Source organism: Lapillicoccus jejuensis (assembly GCF_006715055.1).
GTDB classification, from domain to species: domain Bacteria; phylum Actinomycetota; class Actinomycetes; order Actinomycetales; family Dermatophilaceae; genus Lapillicoccus; species Lapillicoccus jejuensis.
Genome location: NZ_VFMN01000001.1, coordinates 1,999,649 through 2,022,827, shown reverse-complemented (window position 1 = coordinate 2,022,827; position 23,179 = coordinate 1,999,649). Strand labels below are relative to the sequence as shown.

Below are 23,179 nucleotides of genomic sequence, written 5' to 3'. Positions count from 1 at the left end.
CACCATGGGCAAGCGCATCGACGTCAAGGACCTCAACGTCTACTACAGCGACTTCCTCGCTGTCGAGGGCGTGACGATGACGGTGGAGCCCCGCTCGGTCACCGCCTTCATCGGTCCGTCCGGCTGCGGCAAGTCGACCTTCCTGCGGACCCTCAACCGGATGCACGAGGTCATCCCCGGCGGTCGGGTCGAGGGCAGCGTGCGCCTCGACGACCAGGACCTCTACGCCAAGGAGATCGACCCGGTGGCCGTCCGCCGCTCGGTCGGCATGGTCTTCCAGCGGCCGAACCCGTTCCCGACGATGTCGATCTACGACAACGTCGTCGCCGGGCTGCGGCTCAACGGCGTCAAGGGGCGCAAGGCCCTCGACGAGGCGGTCGAGACCTCGCTCAAGGGGGCCAACCTGTGGAACGAGGTCAAGGACCGGCTGAAGAAGCCCGGTGCGGGCCTGTCCGGCGGCCAGCAGCAGCGGCTGTGCATCGCGCGCGCCATCGCGGTGCGGCCGCAGGTGCTGCTCATGGACGAGCCGTGCTCCGCGCTCGACCCCATCTCGACGCTCGCCATCGAGGACCTCGTCAACGAGCTGAAGACCGACTACACGATCGTCATCGTCACCCACAACATGCAGCAGGCCGCGCGGGTGTCGGACCGGACGGCGTTCTTCAACCTCGCCGCCACCGGCAAGCCCGGCAAGCTCATCGAGATCGACGACACCACGCGGATCTTCAACAACCCGAAGGAGCGCGCGACCGAGGACTACATCTCGGGTCGCTTCGGCTGAGCCGACCGAGCCCCGGCGTCAGCCGGGGCTGCCGGCGAGCCCCGGCGTCAGCCGGGGCTGCCGGCGGGGCGCAGGCCGGGGTCGACCGGTCCGCGCCGCACCCCGAGGGCCTCGTCGACCTCGGCCGCACTGAGGGGCCCGTCGGACGCGCTCGCGGCCACGATGAGCTCTCCGACGAGCGTGATCTCGTCGGCCAGAGCGTCGTCGCGCAGCTCTTCGTCCTCGGGACCGGTCATGATCGCTCACTCTAGGCGGGCCCGCTCGGGCGTGGAGTCGCACGGACGCAACGGTTGGGCGCACGCCGGAAAATGGTCCGACCGGGCCATCCGCGGAGTCCGACGAACCACCCGAAACGGTGGGATGAGGGACGCGGAGCGCGCTCGGGAGGGCGAAGCCCCCGGGGGCACGTCGGGCCGGGAGCGCCTCACGGCGCATGGCCGCTCGTAGCGGCTATATGTGGGACCCGGGGCTACCGCGGCCCGACGCGTCTCCATTGTAGGACGCGGCGGTATCGGCGCCCACTCGGCCGAACGTCCGGTCCTCGTCCGCTCGACCCCTCCCGTGGTGGCCCGGTCGGATCAGCCCGGGTCGGATGAGCCCGGATCAGATGAGCTGCTCGGTCCGCCAGAGCGCCGCCGCCGCGGTGAGGTCGTCGGCGGTGCCCAGCAGCTGCGCCGCCCGCTCGGCCGCGGCCTCCCCCTCGGTGCGCTCCCCCCGGCCGGCGGCCACGACCCGGCAGAACGACGCGGCGCGGTCGAGCGCCACGGCCAGGTCGCCCTCGAAGACCCCGGTGAGGATGGCGTCCGTGAGCTGACGGACCTCCTCGGGACCGGTGGGGTCGGCGGCGCCGGCGACGATGTGGTCGACGTCGGAGAACCGGCGACCGGCCGAGTAGTCGGCGCTCGCCTCGGCCGGGTCGCGGCGCACCCACTCCCGCAGGACGTAGAGGCGCCACAGGGCGCCGGGCAGGCTCCGAGCGGGCCGGCCGGCCCACAGGTCCGCGACCGTCGACAGTCCGAGCTCCTCGACGAGGGCGACGAGACGCGCGGTGAGGACCGGGTCGTGGGCCGCGCGTCCGGCGTGGACGAGGACGGCGGCGGTCTGGTGGGCCGCCTCGATCTCCTGCAGCGGGTCGTGGGTGCCGCCGTGCGCCTCGAGGGCGGCGAGGCTGAGGAACGTGGGGCGCCGCGGGCGGTGGTCCGAGGGGTCGGTGGGGGGCACGACCGCCCAGCCCATCACAGCGTCGTCCGACCGGCAAGGGCGGCCCGAACTCCCGACCCACCCTCGGGGCCTCACCGCCACCCCGCCACGACCTCGTCGGGACCCCGCCCGGACCTCGCCCGGACCTCGGCGCGATGCGCACCGCCGGTGCCGCCGGCCCGGCCACTCCCCCCGCTACCCCGCCCGCTACCCCGCCCCGCTACCGCGGCCCCCGTCCTGCCGCCACGATCGACAGCTCCGGACCCCGGGGCAGCAGGGCGGCCCACGCGGCCGGGACGCTCGGTACGGGCTGCCCGGAGTACCCCAGACGGGACAGGGTCTGCTCGACGGGGTCGGCAACGGGGAAGGCTGTACCGGTCCCGTCGACGAGGAGCACCGGACCGTCAGCCCCGGCCGGGCCGACCCGGACCAGCGCACCCCCACCGGGAGGGACGTCGACGGTGGCGCGCACCGCGCCGTCGGGCGGGTCGGCCGAGCCGGGAGCGGGTGCCGCGGCCGTGGCGGCCGGCGGGGTGGGCGCGGTGGGCGAGGTGGGCGGCGTGAGGACGAGCGTCGTTGCCGCCGTCGCTCCGTCCACGGCGGGGGCGAGGCCGGCGCACGGCGTCCCCGTCCGGGGTCCCGGCCGTTCGCGCGGCCAGTCGTCCGGTGCCGGGTCGTCGTGGTCGCTGAGCGGGACGGACCCGAGGTCCGCCTCGGCGAGCTCGACCGGGTGGCCGAGCGCGGACGGGGCCGTCGCGGCGTAGACGGCGGCGGCGAACGGGTCCAGCGGCAGCAGACCGTCGGCGAGCGCGACCGCGGTCGACCCGCCGGTGCGCACGAGCTGCCCGACGCGCTCGACGCCCGGGCGCCGCAGGGACGCCGGGAGAGCAGCGCCGACGCCCGGGCCGAGGGTGAGCGACGCGGCATCGAGCGGCGTCCCCGGTGGGAAGAGGTCGAGGAGGGCGGCGGGCAGGGGCTGCGTCGGCGCGGACCTGCCCACCGCGTCCGTCAGCGCCGCCGCCGCGCCGGGGGGCAGGGCGAGACGCCGTCCGTCGACGAGGAGGTAGCGGACCGGCGAGGGGCCGGGGCCGACCACGGTGGCCGCCGGGAGCGACCCGGATCCGGTCCCCGGCGCGGTCGAGGCGGTGGTCGGTGCGGAGGCCGGTGCGGTGGAGGGGGTGGTGGTCGGGGTGGTGGTCGGGGACGCGGAGCCGGTCCGGCCGCCACCGTCGCCGAGCCGCAGTCGCACGGCCGGACCGTCGGCGCAGGCCAGCCACCCCGCCGTGGGCAGCAGCCGGTCGGGGGCCGGCAGGTCGTCGGGGGCACCCGCGATGCCGAGCGTCGGCCCGTGCGGCATCGACGTGAGCACCTCGTCGTCGACGACCACCGTCCGGGGCGCGGTCGTGGTGACGAGCCGGGCGGAGGCGACGTTGAGCACCGGGTGCAACCGCCCACCCAGCTCGAGGTAGCGCGCGGCCGAGACCCGACCGACGAGGAGGTCGCCCTCGGCGAGGGCGGTGCGGGCGGGGGCACGCACGGCGGCGACCACCGAGACCACCGCGACCAGGACCGACGTGACCAGCACCCCGCCGACGAACGCCGGCCACCGTCGCCGCTCACGGCTCGCGCCGCGACCCCCCGCCGGCGCGACACCGCACCGGGCCGGGTCGCGGGTGGCGGAGCGGACCAGCCTGTCGCGGGTCCCCCGGTCCACCGGGGGGCGCGGGCCGAGGACGCTGCGGTCGTCCGGGCCGGCCGTCACGGCAGACCCCACGGGGTGGGCAGCAGCCCGAGCGTGCAGGCGACCAGGGCTGGGACGGCGGTGTAGGCGACGACCTCGGCGGTCGCCCGGAGCCGACCTGCGACGGCGGTGAGGGCGCTGCCCCCGCCCACGCCGCCGACGCCGACGACGGCGTGGCCCGACCGGGCCGCTGCCGCACTCGTCCCGACCTGGGCCACGACGGCCACCGCGACGAGGACGGCAGCCCCCAGAGCGACGGGGACCGCTCCCGGGAGGCGGGCGCCCGCCGCCAGCCACCCCACACCGAGGACCGCCCCACCGGTCGTCCACCGGGCGACGCGCAGGCCGGGCTCGCTGCGGCGCTCCACCGAGGCGAGCAGCAGTCCCAGGCAGGCCACCAGCAGGAGCCCGCCGTGACCCGACCCGGCGACGACCCCGGCCGCGGCCGTGGCGACCGCCCCCAGGCCCCACGTCGCGGCCCGGGTCATCCGTCGGGCCCGGTCGACGGCCACCGCGACGGCGTCCAGGTCGACCCCGCCGAGGGACCCCGGCCGGTGCCGACCGGCGGGCGAGACCTGCGTGGTCCGGTCGAGGCCGGCCGCGGCGACCGCCACCCACGGGACCGCCCGCACGGCGAGCGCGCCGGCGCCGAGGGAGACGACGGCGACCTGGAGGCTCGTCACGGGTGCGGCGAGCAGCGCGCCGGCCGCGCCCAGGGCCCCGAGGGCCACCAGGGCCGGGGCGAGGGCCGCGTCCCGTCGGCACGGGAACGCCAGGCCGATCGTCAGGGCGAGCAGACCGAGCAGGACGCTCGCGCGGACGAGGAGACCGGGGACGGACGGGACCCCGGGCAGGGTGGCGGCGGCCGCGACGAGGACGGCGGCGCCGAGCCCGGTCGACGCCGTCCGGACGTCGCCGGACAGACGGGCCGCGAGGACCCCGCCGACGGCCGTGACGAGAGCGAGGACGCCCGCGAGGACGAGGACGAGGGTCCCCCCGCGGGCGAGCGGGAGGAGCGGTGACGGGACGAGGGCCCCGGCCGACAGGACACCGAGCAGTCCCAACAGGAGCGATCGCCCGACGGAGCCGCCCGCGCGTGCGGCCGCGACGCCGGACCGCCCGCCGGACCGCCCGCCGGACCGCCCGCCGGACCATGCGCCGGCCCGCCTCAGCAGCACCGCGTCGACGGCGGCGACCGGGTCGTCGACCGCGTCGTGGTCCGACGGCCCCTCGGCCGCCACGAGGGTCAGCACCGAGCCGTCGGGCACGCCCTGGTCGCGCAGCCCCAGCTCCGGCCGCACCGGTGTGCCGTCCACCCGGACCAGCCGCCCCGACGGGGCCCGCCCCGACGCGGCCGAGCGACCGTCGACGCCGACGAGCTCGGCCAGCAGCTCCACCACCGGGACGTCGCCGGGGACGAGCAGGTCACGGTCCTCACCGTCGCTCACGACCCGCAGCGCGAGCAGCGGTGCGGGCGTCAGTGCCCGCTCCACATCGCCGCCCGTCGGCTCTCGCCGTCCCGGGCGTCCTGCGCCGCCTGGGTGACCAGCGGCGGCATGGCCTCGACGGCGGCGAACATCTCCTGGAACAGGCGGTCGACCCGGACCTTGAAGGCGTCGTACGCCTCGCGGGACGCCGTGCCGTCACCCCAGTCGGCGATGGTGCGCAGCAGGTCACCCGAGAGGTCGGCGAAGCCGGTGCTCATCCTCGCGTGGGTCGTTCGCAGGTGGTCGGACATCTGGTCGAGCTGGTCGGCTCCGACCCGGATCAGGCCGTCGGTCATGGGAACTCCTGGGTGTCAGGTCGTGGACTGGGGGTGACGGGGTGGGCCGAGGCGCTCAGAAGCGGGTGGCGAGCCGGTGGCCCGCCCGGGTGAAGCCCGACGCCGACGCCTCCTGCTGGGCCGCGACGTCGACCTCCTGGCGGTCCATCCGCTCGGCGAACCCCTCGAGGTCGCGGACGATGGCGCCGGCGTCGTCGAGCCACTGACCCACGAGGGCGAAGAAGGCCGTGGCGGCCGGCCCCTGGTAGGTGGCGCGCAGGGACTGCGCCTCGCTGAGCACCGCGGCGAGGTCGCGGTCGAAGACGGCGCGCTGCTCGCGCACGCGCCCCGCCGCGACGCGCTGGGCCCCGGTGCGTTGCTGCTGGGTGACGGTCATGGCTCCTCCTGTCCGGCGCCCGGATCGGGCGGCTCGGACCGACCCTAGGAGCCGGCCGTGACCGACGGATCCTGTTGTCCACAGGCCCTGTTCGGCTCGCGCGCCCGCGGCCGGGTTGTCCACAGCGGACCGGCGCTCGCCCGCGGCCGGGGGTCGCGAGCGCCTAGCCTGCGACGACCGGGACGGTCCCGGGACGGCGAGGTGGTCCACGTGGTCGAGACCGGCCAGAGGGTCGAGAGGGTCGAGAGGGTCGAGAGGGTCGAGAGGGTCGAGAGGCTGGAGGTGAGGCCCGCGCCCGCCCTGCCCGAGGCGGAGGGCGCGGCGCTGACCGCGGTCGGCGCCGCCGTCCCGCTGCTCGGCGCCGTCGGGTCGGTCGCCGTCGTCGTCTCGACGGGGCACGGCTCGGTGCAGGGATGGCTCATGGCGGGCGGGGTGATGCTGGCGTCGTCGGCCTTCGCGGCGGCGACGCTGTGGCGCACCCGGGCGGTGCGTGACGACCGGATCCGTCGGGGTCGTCTGGCTCACGGCGCCCACCTCGACGAGCTCCGACGCACCGTCCTGTCCGCGGCCCGCCGGCAGCGCGATGACTCGCTGCGCCGCCACCCGGACCCGCTGGCCCTCGCGAGCGGCGCCGCCCGCGTCGACGGGCGTCGGCGCGGCGGCTCCGACCACCTGCTCGTGCGGTACGGCGTCACCGACGCCCCGCTCGAGCTGACCCTGCAGGTCGCGGACCCGCCGCCGGAGCAGGACACCGACCCCGTCGCGCAGCACGCCCTCGACCGGTTCCTGGTCACGCACACCCGCGTCGGCGGGGTGCCGGCGGTGCTGCGGCTCGAGAGGGGAGGGGTCGTGCGGGTGCAGGGGCCGGCCGAGGCCGCCAGGGCGCTCGTCCGAGCCCTGGTCGGCCAGGCCGTCGCGGCCCACGACCCCCGCGGCCTCGCCGTCGCGCTGGTCGCACCCCCGGGTCGACGGCCCGAGTGGGAATGGCTGAAGTGGCTGCCGCACGTGCGGGCCGACGGCGGGGCCGCACGACCCACGGACCTCGGACCCCGTCACCTCGTCGTCGACCACCCGGACGGGCTCGAGGACCTGCTCGGGCGGGCGGTCGGCGCGGCATCGGGACGGGACGCCGACGCCCGGGTCCTCGTGGTGGTGGACGATGCGACCGCGGTGGGTCCACCGCCGCCGGGCCCGGTCGGCCGGGCGACGTACCTGGTGCTCGGCGCGGATCGGGGGCAGGACCACCCGGGAGCGCATCGTCCACCCGTCGACCACCTGAGCACCGCCGCGGAGGAGACCGTCCTCGTGGTCGCCGACGCGGGACCACGGGCGGGAGCGGTCACCGTCGTCGAGCTGGTCACCCCCTCGGGGGTGCGGGAGCGGGCGGTGGCGGACGGACTGGACCTCACGTGCGCCGACGCGCTGGCGCGCCGCGTGCCGCCCTGGGAGGCCGAGCCCCCCGACGCCCGGGCCGAGGACGACCTCGCGCGGTTGCTGCACCTCGACGCCCACGGCCGTCCCCGGGTGTGCGTCGACCGGACCGGCGACCCGCGGCTCCAGGTCGAGCTGGGCCGCTCCCCCGACGGGCGGCACGTCGTCCTGGACCTCGAGGAGGCGGCCCTCGGCGGTGCGGGACCGCACGGCCTCGTCATCGGGGCGACCGGCTCGGGCAAGTCGGAGCTGCTGCGCACCCTCCTGCTCGGGCTCGTCACCGCGCACCGACCCGATCGGCTCAACCTGCTGCTCGTCGACTTCAAGGGGGGTGCCACCTTCACCGGGCTGCGCGACCTGCCGCACGTGTCGGCCGTCATCACCAACCTCGCCGACGACCTCGGCCTCGTCGACCGGATGCGCGACGCCCTGGACGGGGAGCTGCACCGCCGGCAGGAGCTGCTCGGCGCGGCCGGGGGCCTGGCCTCGCGGCAGGCGTACGAGGCGGCGCGCCTGGCCGGGCGCCCCGACCTGCCCCCGCTGCCGAGCCTCCTCGTGGTCGTCGACGAGTTCTCGGAGCTGCTCTCGGCCCGCCCCGAGCTCGTCGACCTGTTCGTCACCGTCGGTCGGGTCGGCCGCTCCCTCGGCCTGCACCTGCTGCTGGCCGCGCAGCGTCTCGAGGAGGGCCGGCTGCGCGGGCTCGACAGCCACCTGTCCTACCGCGTCGCCCTGCGCACCTTCTCGGCGACGGAGTCGCGTGCCGTCATCGGCACCGCGCAGGCGCACGAGCTGCCGACCACGCCGGGCGTGGGGTTCCTGCGCACCGGTCCGGACGCACCGGTCCGCTTCACGACGACGTACGTCTCCGGGCCGGCCGGCGCGTCCCGGCGCCTGCAGGGGATGCAGGCCGACGCGCCGCCCCCGACCCGGGCGGCCGCCCCCGCCGACCGTCCGGAGGTCCGGCCGTTCCGTCTGCACCCGCTGGAGCCGGGCACCTCCCCCGAGCCGACGGTCGTCGGGGCCGGACGGCAGGGGCCGGCCGCGGGGACCGGTCCCTCCGTGCTCGAGGTCGTCGTCGACCGGCTGCGGGGTTCGTCCCCGCGAGCCCGCCCGGTGTGGCTGCCCCCACCCGACCGGTCCCCCTCGCTCGGGTCGCTGCTGCCGGACCTCGCCCGCGTGGACGGGCAGGGTCTGACCTCGCCCTCCTGGCGCGCCAGGGGTCGGCTCACCGTCCCGCTGGGGGTGGTCGACCGCCCGCGCCAGCAGCGGTACGACGTCCTGACGGCCGACCTCTCCGGCGAGGCCGGCCACGTGGCCGTCGTCGGCGCGCCCCGCTCGGGACGGTCGACGACCCTGGCCACGCTCGTGGGGGCGCTGGCGCTCACCCACTCCCCGCAGGAGCTGCGGGTGCACGTCCTCGACTTCGGGGGCGGGGCCCTGGCGCCGCTCGCGGACCTGCCGCACGTGGCCGCGGTCGCGGGCCGCGCCCAGCCGGAGCTCGTCCGCCGGGTCGTGGCCGAGGTGCGGGCCGTCGCCGACGCCCGTGAGGCCGGGGCGGGCCACGACCGGGCGGAGGTGCTGCTCGTCGTCGACCAGTGGGCCACGCTGCGCAGCGACTTCCCCGAGCTCGAGCCGGTGCTGACGGAGCTGGCCCAGCGCGGGCTCAGCCACGGGGTCCACCTCGCGCTCGCGACGACCCGCTGGGCGGACCTGCGGCCCGCGCTGCGTGACGTCCTCGGCACCCGCGTCGAGCTGCGCCTCGGCGACCCGCTCGACTCCGAGGTCGACCGTCGGCAGGCCGCTCGGGTCCCCCTCGGCCGGCCGGGTCGCGCTCTGAGCGTCGGCGGCCACCACGCCCTCGTGGCCCGTCCCCAGCTCGCGGACGACCCCGGCCCGTGCACGGACGACGGTCTGGCCGGACTGGTCGCCGCGGTCCACGACGCCTGGGACGGCCCGGTGCCGACCCGGCTGCGCGTGCTCCCCTCGCTCGTCCGCCTCGACGAGGTCCGGCGCCACCCCGCGCTCGGCACGGAGGACCGGCAGCTGCTCCTCGGCCTCGACTCCACGGGGTTGTCCCCCGTCGGTCTGGACCTCACCCAGGACCCCCACCTGCTCGTCCTCGGCGAGAGCCGCGCCGGTCGGACCGCGACGGTGCGCACGCTCTTGCGCGAGATCGCGAGGCGGCACCGGCCGGCGCAGGCCCAGGTCTTCCTCGTCGACCCCCGCCGCGGTCTGCTCGGCGAGCTGGACGACGACCTCTGCGCCGACCGCGCCTCGACCGGCGACGACGCCGCCCGCCTCGTGCGCGAGCTCGCGGCGGCGCTGCGGGAGCGACTGCCCGGCCCCGGCGTCACCGCGGCCCAGCTGCGCGACCGCTCCTGGTGGAGCGGCGCCGCGGCCTTCCTCGTCGTGGACGACGCCGACCTGCTGCCGGGGGCAGCCTTCGAGCCGCTCGTGCCCCTGCTCCCCCATGCCCGGGACGTCGGCCTGCACGTCCTGCTCGCGCGACGGTCGGCGGGGCTGTCCCGTCGGCCGCATCCCGTCGTCACCGCCCTCGACGACCTCGACCAGCCCGTCCTGCTCCTCGGCGGACCCGGCGGACCCGGCGACGGCCGGTCCCCGGCCGGCTCGCTCGCCACCGCCACCCGGCCGGCGGCCGTCGTCGGGCGCGGCCGGCTCACCCGGCGGTCGGGCGTGACCGAGCTCCAGGTCGCCGTCGCGGACGCCCTCGCCTGACGACCTGCGGGCACGCCGACGGCCCACCGACCGAGGCCGGTGGGCCGCCATCGACGCGGGGGTCCGAGCACCCGAGGTGGGGCGCGGCGGGGTCCCCGTCGTCGTCACCTCACCCGTCGAGCTCGCTCACCCTCAGCGGCCGTCCTGCGGCCAGGTCGGGGTGGTCGCGGACGCCGGGCCCTGCTCGCCCGCCGCGGAGGCCGAGGAGGCCGGGGAGGTCGGGGAGGTCGGGTACGTCGGGTACGTCGGGTAGGTCGGGGAGGTCGGGTGGGCCGGGCCGGTCGGCCCGGTCGGCCCGGTCGGCCCGGTCGGCCCGGTCGGCCCGGTCGGCCCGGTCGGAGCGGTCCACCCCTGCGCGCCCGTCCCGGCCTGGTCCGAGCGCCGGCGGCGGTTGCCCAGGACGAAGGCGCCCACGACGAGGGCCGCGACGACCGCGAGGCCGAAGGGCACGTGGCTGCGGGCCCCGGCGTCGGGAAGCACGGCCAGGAGGGTGAGGACGAGCAGGACGATGGACGACGCCTCGCCCCGGCGGACCGCGCCCTCGAGGCGGACGCGGCCGTCGGCGTCGGGCAGCAGCAGCCAGGCGGCGAGGTAGAGCGCGACGACCGGGAGCAGCAGCGCCGCCACGACGGCGACGACCCGCACGATCGCGGTCGAGACGCCGAGCCGCTCGGCGACGCCCGAGCACACGCCGGCGAGGACGCGCTCCCGGCTGCGCCGGACGGGGCTGCGACGCAGCGTGTCGAAGAACCGGTCGAGGGCCGGGGTGGTGGAGGACGGAGGGACGGGAGTGGGTGTGGTGGTCATGTCGTCGAGCGTGCTCCGGTCGCGCCCGAGGGGTCAGTGGGTGCCTCCCTGACCGGCCCCTGACCGGACCCCGACCCCTCCCGGGACTCCTCCCGACGTCGGGGTCGGCACGGCCGTCCGTCCCGGAGCCGGGTCAGGGTCGCCCCCGTCCACGGCCCGGCCCACCGCGGACAGCGCGCAGGGATCGACCTGCACGCGGTACCCGTGCCGCAGGGCGGCCACGGTCGTCGGTGGCGTGACGACGACGACGGGCCCGGCCGCCGGCCGCGGGAGGGCGGCGCCGTACCCCTGCGCGGTCCACGCGACGGTCCGGTCTTCGAGGACGAGCCGGGGACCTCCCCCGTCGAGGACGACGACGCCGTCGGGGAGCCCCGCCCAGTCGGCCCGGTGCGTGCGCCCCGCCCGCGGCCCCCGTCCGGGGCCGAGGCGCTCGGCGTGCAGCACCCGGTCCAGCTCCGGGGCCCGCAGACCGGTGCGGCCGGTCGCCGCGCGCACGGCGTCGCGGAAGGCGGTGAAGGCGGGGCGTCGGCACAGCGCGCAGGGCCGGTGGCCCGCGGCGAGCGCCACCGCCTCGTCGTGGAAGAACAGCGCCGTCCACCGTCCCGGCGCCCAGCGCGGCGCCACCCACCCGCGGTACTCGAGGGCGCAGACGATCCACGCCGTCGTGGTGTGGCTGCGCACGATCTCGCGCCCGGAGGCACCGCCGTGGACGACGCCCCGGTTGCCGGTCCAGGCCCCGCGCAGGGGCACGGCGACGACCTCCCCCAGGGGAGTGACGCGGTTGCGCTCCGGCACGGGGCCACCGTACGGCGCCGCGTCACGAGCCCCCCGGGCCGTCCTCACCGCCGTCCCAGCATTCGGTCAGGACTCGGTCAACATCGTCAGGAGCGGGTCACCAGCGTTTGCGCCGGCCCTGGTGCCGGGCTTCCCTGGCACCGCCGTCACCCCGGTCCACCGACCGGCGCAGCGACGGCCGACCGTCCCCGACACCGTTGACCGACAAGGACATCCACTGATGAAGACCCCGACCCGCGCTCTGTTCGGCACCCTCGCCGCCCTCACCCTGGCGGCCTCCGGCGCCTCCGCCGCGACCGCGGCCGAGCACCCGATCCCGAGCACCACGTCGAGCACGACGACGCCGAACATCATCGGCGGCACCTACGCGACGTCGCCGTACATCGTGCAGCTCGTCTTCTCGCAGAACGGCGGCACCTACGGCTGCACCGGCGAGGCCATCTCGAGCGAGTGGGTGCTCACCGCCCAGCACTGCACCGACGGCGACCAGTGGATGGACGTCTACTACAGCAACTCGACGACGAACCCGGGCACGCCCGTCGCCGCCGACGCGGTCTACAACTCGCCGTACGGTGACGTGGGTCTGGTGCACCTCTCGTCCCCGAAGTCGGTCAGCTCCTACGGCCAGCTGGCGAGCTCCTACTCGCCGTCGACGGCCGACTCCGGGACGATCTACGGCTACGGCGCGCGCGCCAACGGCGCCCAGTCCGACCACCTCTACAAGGCCACGGTCGACGTGCTCGGCTCGAGCACCGACGCCTACGGGGGGCGCGCCATCCACGTCGAGGGCATCGACGGTGCCTCGAACCACGGCGACTCCGGTGGTCCGCTCGTCATCGGCGGCAAGATCGTCGGGGTCTGCTCGACCGGTGACGTGGCCGACCCGGGCGCGGACATCAACGCCCGGTCCAACTACGCCAACCTCACCGGCAGCCGCAGCTGGATCGCCTCGACGACGGGCGTCTGAGCGGTCCCACGAGCCGTACGGCGGGCCGGGGTCCAGCAGGGGCGGCCCGGCCCGCCGTACGTTTGCCGCAATCCGGACGGTTTCTCAGAACAACCTGTCGGGACCCGAGGTGTTTCTGGTAGACCGCTGTCGCCAGGGGACGCTGCAGGTCATTCGACGTGGAGCCGCCCTGAGTCGAGGGAAGGTTCCACCCACGTGACTCGATCCACCCTTCGGTACGGCGCCGTGGCCGTCGCCACCGCCGCGCTCGTCGCCGCGGCCACCGCCGCCGGTACCGGTGCCGCCACCGCGGCCGCCCCCGCCGGCTCCTCGGGGCACATGACCCCCAGCTCCGTCGTCGGCCCCCCCAAGGTCAAGGTGCCGTCGCCCGACGTCAGCGCCATGGCCAAGAGCGCCACCCCGTCGAGCGTCGTCTTCAAGTGCCAGTCGACGACGGCCAGCCCGCGGTGCTACGGCCCCAGCCAGATGCGCACGGCGTACGGCACCGACAAGCTCATCGGCGCCGGCTACGGCGGCAAGGGCCGCACCGTCGTCATCGTCGACGCGTACCAGAGCCCGACCCTGCGCGACGACCTCGCCGCGTTCGACAATGTCTGGGGCCTGCCGGACGCGCCGCTGCAGATCGTCGCCCCCGACGGGCTCACGCCGTTCGACCCGAACGACGCCACCCAGCAGGGCTGGGCCGGCGAGATCAACCTCGACGTCGAGTGGTCGCACGCGATGGCGCCCGACGCGAAGATCGTGCTCGTGCTCGCGAAGACGAGCAACGACAGCGACCTGCAGAGCGCGATCCGGTACGCGGTCGACCACAAGCTCGGCGACACGATGTCGATGAGCTTCGGCGAGGCCGAGGCCTGCTACGGCGTCAACGCGGACGGCACCCAGCAGCCCGGGACCACCCTGGCCGCCCAGCACACCATCCTCGACAAGGCCCGCCGCCAGGGCATCACGGTCTTCGCGTCGGCCGGCGACTCCGGCTCGACCGAGCCGACCTGCGACGGCAAGGGCAACATGATCGCCGCCTCGACCCCGGCGAGCGACCCGTTCGTCACCTCGGTCGGCGGGACCCAGCTCTTCGCCAACCCGGTGACCGGCGCCTACCAGCGCGAGGTCGTCTGGAACGAGGAGAAGACCTACGGCTACCGGACCTCCGGTGGTGGCGGTTTCAGCACCACGTACGCGACGCCGTACTGGCAGCAGTCGGTGGGCTCGCTGCCGAGCCGCGGCGTGCCGGACGTCTCGTACGACGCCGCCATCGACGGCGGCGTCATCGTCGCGCTGCAGGGCAGCTTCTACATCTTCGGCGGCACCAGCTCGGGCAGCCCGCAGATGGCGGGCATCACCGCCGACATCGCCCAGCTCAACAAGGGCTCGCTCGGCTTCATCAACCCGGCGCTGTACAAGACGGCCCGGACGATGCCCGGCGCGTTCCACGACATCACCAAGGGCCAGAACGGCGACTTCGGTCTGGGCGGGTTCACCGCCGGCACCGGCTGGGACGCCGCCAGCGGCCTGGGCTCGCCGGTCGTCGACGCGCTCGCGCTGTCGCTGGCCGCGTCGAACAAGCAGTGACGCGGCACTGATCGACCCCGGCGGCGCGGCCGCCGGCTGAGCGCGACGGGCGGGTGGGTCTCCCCCACCCGCCCGTCCGCCGTCCGGGCTCAGCCCAGGTCGAGCGCGACGTGGGACACGCGCCCGCCCCACCCGTCCTCGGGGAACGCGTCCGAGACCCGCACGTAGACGGTGCGGTCGGCCCCGCTGCTCGGCAGGACCGGGGCCAGGTCGACGCGCAGGTCGGTGCGGTTGGAGCCGTCGGTCACCCGCTGCGACTCGCGGGCCGCGCTCGTCCAGGTCACGCCGTCGTGGCTGACGTCCACCGCGTACTCGTTGTCCACCGTGAGGACGACCGTGGCCGCCCGGGTGTCCGACGGCAGCGGGAACCGGTAGGTGAAGTGGGCCGTCCCGTCCGCGAACCGGTTGCCGACGCCGTTGCTCTGCGAGCCGTCCGGGTCGACGAGCCAGGGCGCCTCCGCCGCCGTCCCGGTGTCGAAGTCCGCCGTGCGGGCGACCACCACCTGCGCCGTCGCCGTCCAGGCGAGGGCCCCCGCGGCGGCCCGGACCCCCACGTCGTAGGTCCCGTCCGGCATGCCGGCCGGCACGGTCACGACGGCGGGCACGGACTGCTGCGTCGTCGACCCGCCCGGGCGCAGGGTCACCTGCTGGCGCACCCGCACGGTCCACCCGTCGGGCGCGACCGGACGCAGCCGCACCGCCGTCGCGGCGGGCCGGGTGCCGACGACGGTGAGCGTGAGGTCCTGACGGCCGCTCGCCGTGGCCGAGGGCATGACGACGGCGGAGGTCGGCGCGAGGGCGGCGCTGAGCGAGCGCCGGGCTCCACCGGTGGCGGGCAGGGCGGACAGCACGGCGCTGAGCGCCGAGGCCTGGGTGCGCCAGTCGCGCACGTTGGGCGAGTCCGCGGTGCCGGCACCGGCCCAGCGCTGGCCGAGCCGTCCGACGACGTCGCGGTCGGTGGTGACGACCGAGACCGCCTGGCGCTGCGCGAAGGCGGCGTACGTCGCGTCGCCCGTCGTGTCGACCAGGTCGGTCCAGTACCGCATGAAGACGCCCTTGAACTGCTTCTGGTTGTCGTCGCAGGAGCGCCCGACCGGGTCGCAGGACTCCGTGAGCACCCCGTCGGTCACCAGCTCCGGCCGGGCCTGCGCGGCGTCGGCGAGGCGACGGGCGAAGGCCAGCGCGGCCGGGTCGTGGGTCGCCCGGTAGACCTCGAGCGCACCCCCGATCCCGAGGCCCTGGTTGTAGCTCCAGACCGTCGACCCGTTGTTGCGGCAGTCGGTTGTCAGTCCGTCGTTCACGAGGCCGGCGGCGTCGACCAGCCCGGAGCCGACGTACCAGTCGAAGGCCTGGGTGGCGCGGTCGAGCCAGCGGGCGTCGCCCGGCAGCCGGTTGTGCAGCTCGGCCGTGAGGCGCACCCACAGCCCGTTGGTCACGGCGTTCTTGTACGTCCGCTCGGCGTCCCACCAGACGCCGCCGCCGCACGTGCTGTCGTCCCAGTAGCCCTCGACGTACTCGGCGATGGTCACGGCCATGTCGAGGTACTTCTGCTCGTGGGTCAGGTCGTAGGCCTCGAGCCAGGTCAGCCCCCACCACTCGGTGTCGTCGATGGCGCGGCTGGTGAAGTTGCCCAGGAGGGGGTCTCCTGAGAGGTATCCAGCCGGGAAGGCACCCTGGTCCTGGGTGAACGTCCTCTCCAGCTCGGGCAGGTAGCGCCGGTCGCCCGTGCGCTGCATGTAGTCACCCACGGTCTGCAGCGCGACGGCCGAGTTCCACCAGCTCGAGGGGAACCACGCCTTGACCGGGTCGTACGACGTCATGAGCACGTCGGCGGCGGCCTGGGCGTCCGAGCGGGTGACGGGGACACCCTCGGAGCCGGTCGGCGGCCCGGCGTGCGCCGTACCGGCTCCGCCGACGCCCGCGAGGGCGACGGCGAGGGCCACCGCGACGGCCGACAGCAGGGCCCGGCCTCCGGGTCGGTGGGGGATGAGGTGCGGCACGATGGGCTCCTGTCGATGACAACGATGTCATCCAGCACCGTAGAACCGGACGGGCCGTCGCGCACCTCGACGTCGCCGAGGGCGCGACGGCCCGGGGTCCCTGCGTGGCGCGGCGTCAGGCCGTGAGCCCGACGACCCCGACCGGGGTCCGCGAGGACGTCCGCGTGCCGTCGCCGAGCATCCCGCTGCCGTTGAGGCCCTGGCAGGTGGCGCCGACCGACGAGACGGCGCAGGCGTGGCGGGAGCCCGGCGCGACCGCGGTCACGCCGACCAGCGGCGAGAGGACGGGCACGGTGGTCGAGCCGGCCGAGACCTTGACGATGCCGCCCTGGTTGTCACCCCAGCACCACAGCCGCCCACCGGCCGTCGTGGCGCACACCTCCTGCGAGGTGCCGACGACGGAGGTGACCCCGCTGAGGCCGCGGACGGTCACCGGGGTGCCCGTCATGTCGCGGCTGCCGTTGCCCAGGGTGCCGAAGATGCCGCTGCCCCAGCAGCGCACGCCCCCACCGACCACGGCGCAGGCCGACACGGCGCCGGCACTGAGGTCGGTCGCGCCCCGCAGACCGGTGACCGGCGCGGCGGTGGTGCTGTAGCCACCGATCGTGCCGTTGCCCAAACGACCGTCGAAGTTGGCACCCCAGCACGCGACGGCGCCGGAGACGAGGGCGCACGCGTAGCCCGGCCCGACGCTCACCTTGGTCGCGGGACCGGCCAGGCCGGAGACGGCGACCGGGTGGTCGCGGTTGGCGGTCGAGCCGTCGCCGACGCTGCCGAAGACGTTCTCGCCCCAGCAGCTCACGGAACCGCCGCGACGCAGGACGCAGGAGGTGTTGCCGCCGGCCGACACCGCCACGGCGTCGCTGACGCCGGGGACCGGCTGCGGCGTGCCGTCACCGGCGCCGAGCGAGGGCCCGGTGCCGAGCTGGCCCGACTCGCCGGCGCCCCAGCAGCGCACCTCGCCCGAGGTCAGCGCGGCGCACGCGTGGGCGTAGCCGGCGGCGAGCGAGACGACCCCCGAGCCGAGCCCGGGCACCGGACGCGCCACCGTGCTGTCGCGCCCGGGCGCGGTGCCGAGCTGGCCGAGGTCGTCGGCCCCCCAGCAGACGACCCCGTGCGCGGCGGTCACCCCGCAGGTCGCTCGCTCGAGCGTGACGACCGTCGCCAGGCCCCCCGAGGGGGACGGGGCGGCGTACGCCGTGGCGGGCGTGACCAGCGCCCCCAGCAGCGCGAGGGCGGCGACCAGCGCCGCGCCCAGCGGTCGTGCGACGGACGCCGTACGGCGCCCCGGACGTGCAGAAGCCATCGATGGCATGGCGAAGCCCCTCACCCAGATCCCCAGCATGGTCCGCGGCTCTCCCCTCCGCGGCGATACATCACGTTAGCAGCGGATGTGGGCGAAAGAGGCGTTTCGGCGGATACGCCCCACACCGTCCGGTGTGGGGCGCTGGCCGAACGGACGAGACCCCGTCAGAGGGCGAGACCGACGTACTTCGTCTCGAGGTACTCCTCGATGCCCTCGAAGCCGCCCTCACGCCCGTAGCCCGAGGCCTTGACGCCGCCGAAGGGCGCCGCCGGGTTGGACACGACGCCCTGGTTGACGCCGACCATGCCGTACTCGAGCCGCTCGCTCACGGTGACCGCACGGCTGAGGTCGCGGGTGAACAGATAGGCCACGAGCCCGAACTCGGTGTCGTTGGCCATCCGCACCGCCTCGTCGTCGTCGGTGAAGGTCGTGATCGGGGCGACCGGCCCGAAGATCTCCTCCTTCTGCAGCCGCGCGCTGGTCGGGACGTCGGTGAGGACGGTGGGCTGGAAGAAGTGGCCGGCCCCCTTGTGCGGCTGGCCGCCGGTGACGACCCGCGCGCCCTTCGACACCGCGTCGTCGAGCAGCTCGGTGACCTTCTCCACGGCGCGGGCGTCGATGAGCGGCCCGACGGTGACGCCCTTCTTGGTGCCCTTGCCCATCGTCATGGCGCCCATCCGCTCGGCGAACTTGGCGGAGAACTCCTCGGCGACGGACTCGTGCACGTAGAAGCGGTTGGCGGCGGTGCAGGCCTCGCCGATGTTGCGCATCTTGGCCAGCATGGCCCCCTCGACGGCGCGGTCGACGTCGGCGTCGGCGAAGACGAGGAACGGCGCGTTGCCGCCGAGCTCCATCGAGACGCGCAGCAGCTGCTCGGCGGACTGCTCGACGAGCATCCGGCCGACCGGGGTCGAACCGGTGAAGGTCAGCTTGCGCAGCCGCGGGTCGCGGATGAGCGGCTCGCACAGCTCGGCGGTGCGGGTCGTCGTCACGACGTTGACGACACCCTTCGGCACACCGACCTCCTCGAGCAGCGCGGCGAGCGCGAGCATGGTCAGTGGCGTCTGGGTGGCGGGCTTGACGACCATGGTGCAGCCGGCGGCGATGGCCGGGCCGATCTTGCGGGTACCCATGGCCAGCGGGAAGTTCCACGGCGTGATCATGAGGACCGGCCCGACGGGCTGCTTCATCGTCATCAGCCGGGTGGCGCCGTTGGGGGCGGTGGACCAGCGGCCGGAGATGCGCACGGCCTCCTCGGAGAACCAGCGGAAGAACTCGCTGCCGTAGACGACCTCACCACGGGCCTCGGCCAGCGGCTTGCCCATCTCGAGGGTCATGAGGAGCGCGAACTCCTCGGTGCGCTCGGTGATGAGCTCGTAGGCGGCGCGCAGGATCTCGCCGCGGTCGCGTGGCGCGGTGGCGGCCCAATCGGCCTGCGCGGCGACGGCGGCGTCGAGCGCGGCCAACCCGTCGGCGGGGGTCGCGTCGGCGACGTGGAGCAACGGGCGCCCGGTCGCCGGGTCCTCGACGGCGACGGTCGCGCCGTCGGAGGAGTCGCGCCACCGGCCGTCGATGTAGAGGCCGGTCGGCACGGACTCGAGCAGGGACTTCTGGCTGACGGGCACGGGGGCTCCTCCGGGAGGTGGTGGCGGGCGGTGCCCGCACGACGGCGTACGGGGTCAGCCTCTCGCCGGGGGTGCCGCGAGTCCACCACCGGGGGCGTGACAAGGGCCCCACCCCGCACCGGGGTGGGGCCCCACTCGCGTCACGGCCGGCGGTCGAACCCCCACAGGTCCGGTGCCGGGCGGCGGGTCGGCCCCCACAGGCGTTCCCGCATCGACCCCAGGAGAATGCCCGAGTTTTACCTTTTGCGCAAGTCCCTTGCGGTCGAGGCGACGGTCAGGGGCGCGGGTCGCCGTCGAGCACCCCGACCCGCACGTTGGGCTTGCCGGGGCAGGCGCCGTCGTGGCGGACGGCGTCGCGCACCGCCTTGTCCCGGGCGCGCCGGGCGGGTCCGGTCCAGTCGCAGCTCTTGCAGTAGCCGAAGGTGAAGCTGCCCTTCTCGACGACGGCCGGCGAGTCCTCGCGCTCGACCTTCGGCAGCTTGACGAGGGTCGCCTCGTGCTTCCTGCCGTCGGCGCCGCGCACGGCGACGGCGTGGCCACGTCGACGCAGGAACGTCAGGGCACGGCTGGTTCGACCCACGTGCGCAGTGTGTCACCCGGACCTGTCGCGCCGGCTCCTGTCTCAGGACGGCCGTCGGTCAGCTGCCGACGAGGGCGCCGCGGCGCCCGACCGCCCAGACGCCGAGGCCGACGAGCGAGAGGGCGGCCCCGGCGGACGCGACGGCGGTCCACCCCCCGGCCTGCCAGAGCGGTCCGGTGAGCGCCGAGCCGACCGCCCCGGCCAGGAAGTTGGTCGTGATGGCCGCCGTGTTGAGCCGGCTGCGAGCCTCGTGGGACACGGCGAAGAGGCGCGTCTGGTTGAGGATGTTCAGCGACTGGATGGCGACGTCGAGCAGGACGATGGCGACGACCACCCCGACGACGTGCCGACCGGAGACGGCCGCGACGACGAACGAGGCGAGGACGGCGACCCACCCGACCCCGGCCGCGGGCAGCGACCAGCCCCGGTCGTGCAGCCGGCCGCTGCGCTGCGCGGCGACCGCCCCGGCGAGGCCGAAGAGGCCGAAGAGGCCGATGGCCGCCTCCGAGTACTCGTACGGTGGCGCGCTGAGCAGGAAGGTCAGCGCCGTCCAGAACATCGTGAAGAGACCGAACTGCAGGGCCCCGAGGACGAGCGACCACCGCACGACACGTTCCTGGGCAACGACCGTGAAGACCGAGCGGAGGAGCGCCGGGTAGGGCAGGTGCGTCTTGGCCGGCAGGACCGGCAGTCGGCGCCAGGTCACGACGGCGAGGACGAGGGCCAGCACCGCGGCGGCGACGTAGATGGCCCGCCAGCCGAACGCCCCGGCGACGAGCCCGCTGACGGTGCGGGAGAGCAGGATGCCGGTGAGGATGCCCGAGGTGACGGTGCCCACGACGCGGCCCCGCTCGGCCGGGTCGGCGAGGTCCCCCGCGAGCGGGGCGATCACCTGGCCGGAGACGGTGGTGAGGCCGACGAGGGTGACCGCCGCGAGGAGCACGGGGAAGGTGGGCGCCACCGCACAGCCGACGAGCATCACCGCGGAGACGGTGAGCAGGAGCGGCACGAGACGTCGCCTGTCGAGGACGTCGCCGAGCGGGACGATCAGGAGGATCCCGACGGCGTAGCCGAGCTGGGTGGCGGTCACCAGCCAGCCGGCGTGCCCGGACGGGACGTCGAGCTCGCGCCCGATGACCTCCAGCAGCGGCTGGGCCCAGTAGAGGTTGCCGACGGCCGCGCCCGCCGCGACCGCGAGCAGGAGGACGAGGCCACGACCGGGGCGCGTGCCCGGCGGGGTGGTGGGTGGCGACACGGGTCGGACCGTACCCACGGACGCGCGGTCAGCCGCGGCAAGGCGCTCCGGTGTCGTACGCTCGTGCACCGCCGGGCCTCTAGCTCAACTGGCAGAGCTGCGGACTTTTAATCCGCAAGTCCTCGCGTTCGGCCCCGTCCGATCAATTGTGTCGTCCGAGGTCAGACGCATGAGGCAGGGATGACAGTAACGATCCGCTGGGTCAAGTCCGCGTCAAGTCCGCAGCCGGGACGCACCCTCAACCGAACGAGCGTCTCCCGGTGACACCGATGAGGCGCGTCTGGGGTGTCAACCCGCTCAGAGCTCGCTGGGCGGCCATCCCTCACGTGCCACTCGCTCTCGCCAGTAGCTCGAAGCATCGAGCCCACTCTTGAGAGCCTTGTAATCGTCAGGAATCTCTAGGAGTGCCTCTGCCACAGAGGTTCCGTCGACGTAGGACTCCAACGCGATATTGAGCGAAGAGCGGCTCGCGAATTCGGCGTACTCCCGAACCGATTCAATCGAAGCGAAGCAGGCGGGATTGCCATGGACTAGGGCATTGCGTACACGAGTTCTTCGGGCCTCTAGGATTTGCCCCTCGGTTGCGTATTCACGCTCAAGCGATGCATACATCTCGTGAGTGCTGACGCTGACAAGCATGCGCTCAATCCAGCGTCGCTCATGCTCGAGTCGACACAAACTCAAAAGATCCTCGGCCCGATCCTCCACCCACAAAATCCATGGACTAGCAGGGCGCTCCGAGAACCACTCCACAGTCAGTTCATGCAACAGTTCCTGCGGTTGCGCCCATCCCGAACCTAATAGGCACATTTGCACGGCACGCTGAACGTCCGTGAGCCACCGCGCGTGAGCCCATTTCTGACCAAGAGCTTCAAATAAATCTCCAGGCTTCATTCCTGCGTAGGCCGCAACGTGTTGAACAACACGATCTGTCAGAGGCACAACGCTGCTTATGTCTGCCTCTGACGGCGTCCGAAGAGCCATATCGCGGCTGAACGGATGCTCACTTGCCACCTGAACTTCGACGGCAGCACTCAGAAATACAGGCAAATCCGCACGGGATAAAGCTTCAGCGATACGGGGCACGTGTCTTCCGATCGCCCTCATCGTGATGCCTGCGCCGTAGTTGTCGTCTGGAAATCCTGTTGCCGAGTTGAGCGCATAATGCCCACTCCCAGCCGGAACTCCGGAGCGCAGCACGTGATACTCCACTAGTTGCGGGCGAATTCCCCCTGACCGATGAATAGCCACATTCAGAAGCGTGTCCACAATTTTTTTTGCTCGGGCAAACGCGCCCGCGGCCGTGGTTTGCCCTAGATCGATACGCACCACCGAGTCAACACCCGGCTCATTGAGCGCCTGGTTCCCCACCCTAAAGGCGAAACCATACTTCACGATTTCCCACAGTTCGCACTTGAAAGGGAAGGAAGTTCTCGTGGGGTCCGCGTTCGGCACTGCCCAGTGCGCGTCGAAGAAGGCGACGCTACCCGCATGGAGATCATGAGCGATCCTGCCCCTATACCCCATCCAGACGACAATGGACTCCTCTTCCGGCCGCTGAGCGACCAGATGGCCAGCGTTTGCCAGACGATCCGGAATTGGCTCACTGACAACTTCCCCCGTGATTTCAAGAGAGGTCGCGCCGTAGGCGACAATGGACGCCAGATCGCGAAAGACGCCGTCGGCTGTTCGGCCGCGAAGACGTAACTGGTCGTGAAGCACCTCGGCTATAGGCCGATACTCTCGTTTGTTTGAGGATCTATCTTGCGATGCCGCCACGAGATCTACCCAGCTTGCGCGCACAGCGTCGTCACCCTTGAGTGTGTCGAGCAAAATTTGCGAGCTCTTAAGGACACGGGTCCACGCAAGGCCCGTTCGTCGACCCGGATCAGCCATCAAAACCTCTCGAGGACTGGAGTCCAGAGCCAAGAAATGACCTCGAAACTCGGCGAAAGCTGATGAAACAACCACCGTCAAATTCTTTCCAATTGCTGCGACCGACTGATCTAGGTCTAGTAGAAGGGAGCGTCGATTAGAAGACTTCGCCCAAGCGTCAACCCCGCTGGCGAGTTCGAGCCACTCGGCGATCTCACTCACGATTACCGTTAGCGGAAGCACGCCACTGAATCCGTGATTACGGTCAAGCGAAGACACCAGCGACTTCACCCACGCCGGCGTGTCGTCGGCCCAATGGTCGCAGACGTTATAGTCGATCATCATGGCC

At 74.0% G+C, this 23,179-nt stretch carries 18 protein-coding genes and 1 tRNA gene; 5 read left to right on the top strand and 14 right to left on the bottom strand.

All coding sequences use genetic code 11. From position 1 onward, the window contains the following. Positions 1 to 4: 4 nt before the first annotated feature. Positions 5 to 781 (top strand): phosphate ABC transporter ATP-binding protein PstB, encoded by a 777-nt coding sequence (gene pstB, locus FB458_RS09630; RefSeq protein WP_141848302.1) that lies wholly within the window; start codon positions 5 to 7, stop codon positions 779 to 781. Positions 782 to 828: 47 nt separating this feature from the next. On the opposite strand, the gene FB458_RS09625 is transcribed toward pstB, so the two are convergent. From FB458_RS09625 to FB458_RS09605, 6 genes are all read right to left on the bottom strand, one after another. Continuing rightward, positions 829 to 1,017: a hypothetical protein gene (locus FB458_RS09625; RefSeq protein ID WP_141848301.1), complete on the bottom strand. Its 189-nt coding sequence runs from the start codon at positions 1,015 to 1,017 to the stop codon at positions 829 to 831. A gap of 367 nt (positions 1,018 to 1,384) precedes the next feature. Then, entirely contained in the window at positions 1,385 to 2,002 is a 618-nt protein-coding gene (locus FB458_RS09620) for a hypothetical protein (RefSeq protein ID WP_246061140.1), read from the bottom strand. A 199-nt stretch (positions 2,003 to 2,201) separates the two neighbouring features. Beyond that, positions 2,202 to 3,743 carry a type VII secretion protein EccB gene (eccB, locus tag FB458_RS21295; protein WP_170185625.1) on the bottom strand — a complete coding sequence of 514 codons (1,542 nt, stop codon included), beginning with the start codon at positions 3,741 to 3,743 and terminating at the stop codon, positions 2,202 to 2,204. Continuing rightward, complete coding sequence (locus FB458_RS09615) at positions 3,740 to 5,215, bottom strand: EsaB/YukD family protein (protein ID WP_141848299.1); 1,476 nt, start codon at positions 5,213 to 5,215, stop codon at positions 3,740 to 3,742. Before FB458_RS09615 ends, eccB begins: the two co-directional genes overlap by 4 nt. Next, complete coding sequence (locus FB458_RS09610) at positions 5,200 to 5,505, bottom strand: WXG100 family type VII secretion target (RefSeq protein ID WP_141848298.1); 306 nt, start codon at positions 5,503 to 5,505, stop codon at positions 5,200 to 5,202. Before FB458_RS09610 ends, FB458_RS09615 begins: the two co-directional genes overlap by 16 nt. Before the next feature lie 55 nt (positions 5,506 to 5,560). Next, positions 5,561 to 5,881, bottom strand: a complete 321-nt coding sequence (locus FB458_RS09605) for a WXG100 family type VII secretion target (protein WP_141848297.1) — start codon at positions 5,879 to 5,881, stop codon at positions 5,561 to 5,563. 282 nt (positions 5,882 to 6,163) lie between these two features. Between FB458_RS09605 and eccCa the strand changes: the two genes are divergently transcribed. After that, on the top strand, positions 6,164 to 10,048 hold the full coding sequence (gene eccCa, locus FB458_RS09600) for a type VII secretion protein EccCa (protein ID WP_170185624.1): 3,885 nt from the start codon (positions 6,164 to 6,166) through the stop codon (positions 10,046 to 10,048). 132 nt (positions 10,049 to 10,180) lie between these two features. Here the strand turns inward: eccCa and FB458_RS22055 are convergent, their stop codons facing one another. Both FB458_RS22055 and FB458_RS09590 read right to left on the bottom strand, forming a co-directional pair. After that, complete coding sequence (locus tag FB458_RS22055; protein ID WP_141848295.1) at positions 10,181 to 10,855, bottom strand: PspC domain-containing protein; 675 nt, start codon at positions 10,853 to 10,855, stop codon at positions 10,181 to 10,183. Between the two features lie 33 nt (positions 10,856 to 10,888). Next, entirely contained in the window at positions 10,889 to 11,650 is a 762-nt protein-coding gene (locus FB458_RS09590; protein WP_211355996.1) for a hypothetical protein, read from the bottom strand. A gap of 220 nt (positions 11,651 to 11,870) precedes the next feature. Between FB458_RS09590 and FB458_RS09585 the strand changes: the two genes are divergently transcribed. Both FB458_RS09585 and FB458_RS09580 read left to right on the top strand, forming a co-directional pair. Beyond that, entirely contained in the window at positions 11,871 to 12,617 is a 747-nt protein-coding gene (locus FB458_RS09585; RefSeq protein WP_141848294.1) for a S1 family peptidase, read from the top strand. A gap of 195 nt (positions 12,618 to 12,812) precedes the next feature. Continuing rightward, a complete protein-coding gene (locus FB458_RS09580; RefSeq protein ID WP_141848293.1) occupies positions 12,813 to 14,189 on the top strand; it encodes a S53 family peptidase in 1,377 nt (458 codons plus the stop codon). Positions 14,190 to 14,278: 89 nt separating this feature from the next. Here FB458_RS09580 and FB458_RS09575 read toward each other — a convergent pair whose 3' ends face one another. The 5 genes from FB458_RS09575 to FB458_RS09555 all read right to left on the bottom strand — a co-directional run bounded on the left by FB458_RS09575 (position 14,279) and on the right by FB458_RS09555 (position 20,955). Beyond that, the gene (locus FB458_RS09575) at positions 14,279 to 16,189 is read right to left on the bottom strand and encodes a glycoside hydrolase family 76 protein (RefSeq protein ID WP_211355995.1); all 1,911 of its coding nucleotides are present in this window, start codon (positions 16,187 to 16,189) and stop codon (positions 14,279 to 14,281) included. A gap of 115 nt (positions 16,190 to 16,304) precedes the next feature. After that, positions 16,305 to 17,495, bottom strand: coding sequence for an RCC1 domain-containing protein (locus tag FB458_RS09570; protein ID WP_170185623.1), 1,191 nt, complete (start codon positions 17,493 to 17,495; stop codon positions 16,305 to 16,307). Positions 17,496 to 17,659: 164 nt separating this feature from the next. Continuing rightward, positions 17,660 to 19,120 carry an NAD-dependent succinate-semialdehyde dehydrogenase gene (locus FB458_RS09565; RefSeq protein WP_141848291.1) on the bottom strand — a complete coding sequence of 487 codons (1,461 nt, stop codon included), beginning with the start codon at positions 19,118 to 19,120 and terminating at the stop codon, positions 17,660 to 17,662. A gap of 274 nt (positions 19,121 to 19,394) precedes the next feature. After that, on the bottom strand, positions 19,395 to 19,700 hold the full coding sequence (locus FB458_RS09560; protein ID WP_141848290.1) for a DUF6349 family protein: 306 nt from the start codon (positions 19,698 to 19,700) through the stop codon (positions 19,395 to 19,397). A 58-nt stretch (positions 19,701 to 19,758) separates the two neighbouring features. Next, on the bottom strand, positions 19,759 to 20,955 hold the full coding sequence (locus tag FB458_RS09555; protein ID WP_141848289.1) for an MFS transporter: 1,197 nt from the start codon (positions 20,953 to 20,955) through the stop codon (positions 19,759 to 19,761). Positions 20,956 to 21,029: 74 nt separating this feature from the next. On the opposite strand from FB458_RS09555, the gene FB458_RS09550 reads away from it, so the two are divergent. Continuing rightward, a tRNA-Lys gene (locus FB458_RS09550) sits at positions 21,030 to 21,119 on the top strand. A 133-nt stretch (positions 21,120 to 21,252) separates the two neighbouring features. Here FB458_RS09550 and FB458_RS09545 read toward each other — a convergent pair. Beyond that, a complete protein-coding gene (locus tag FB458_RS09545) occupies positions 21,253 to 23,175 on the bottom strand; it encodes a hypothetical protein (protein WP_141848288.1) in 1,923 nt (640 codons plus the stop codon). Between the last annotated feature and the right edge of the window lie 4 nt (positions 23,176 to 23,179).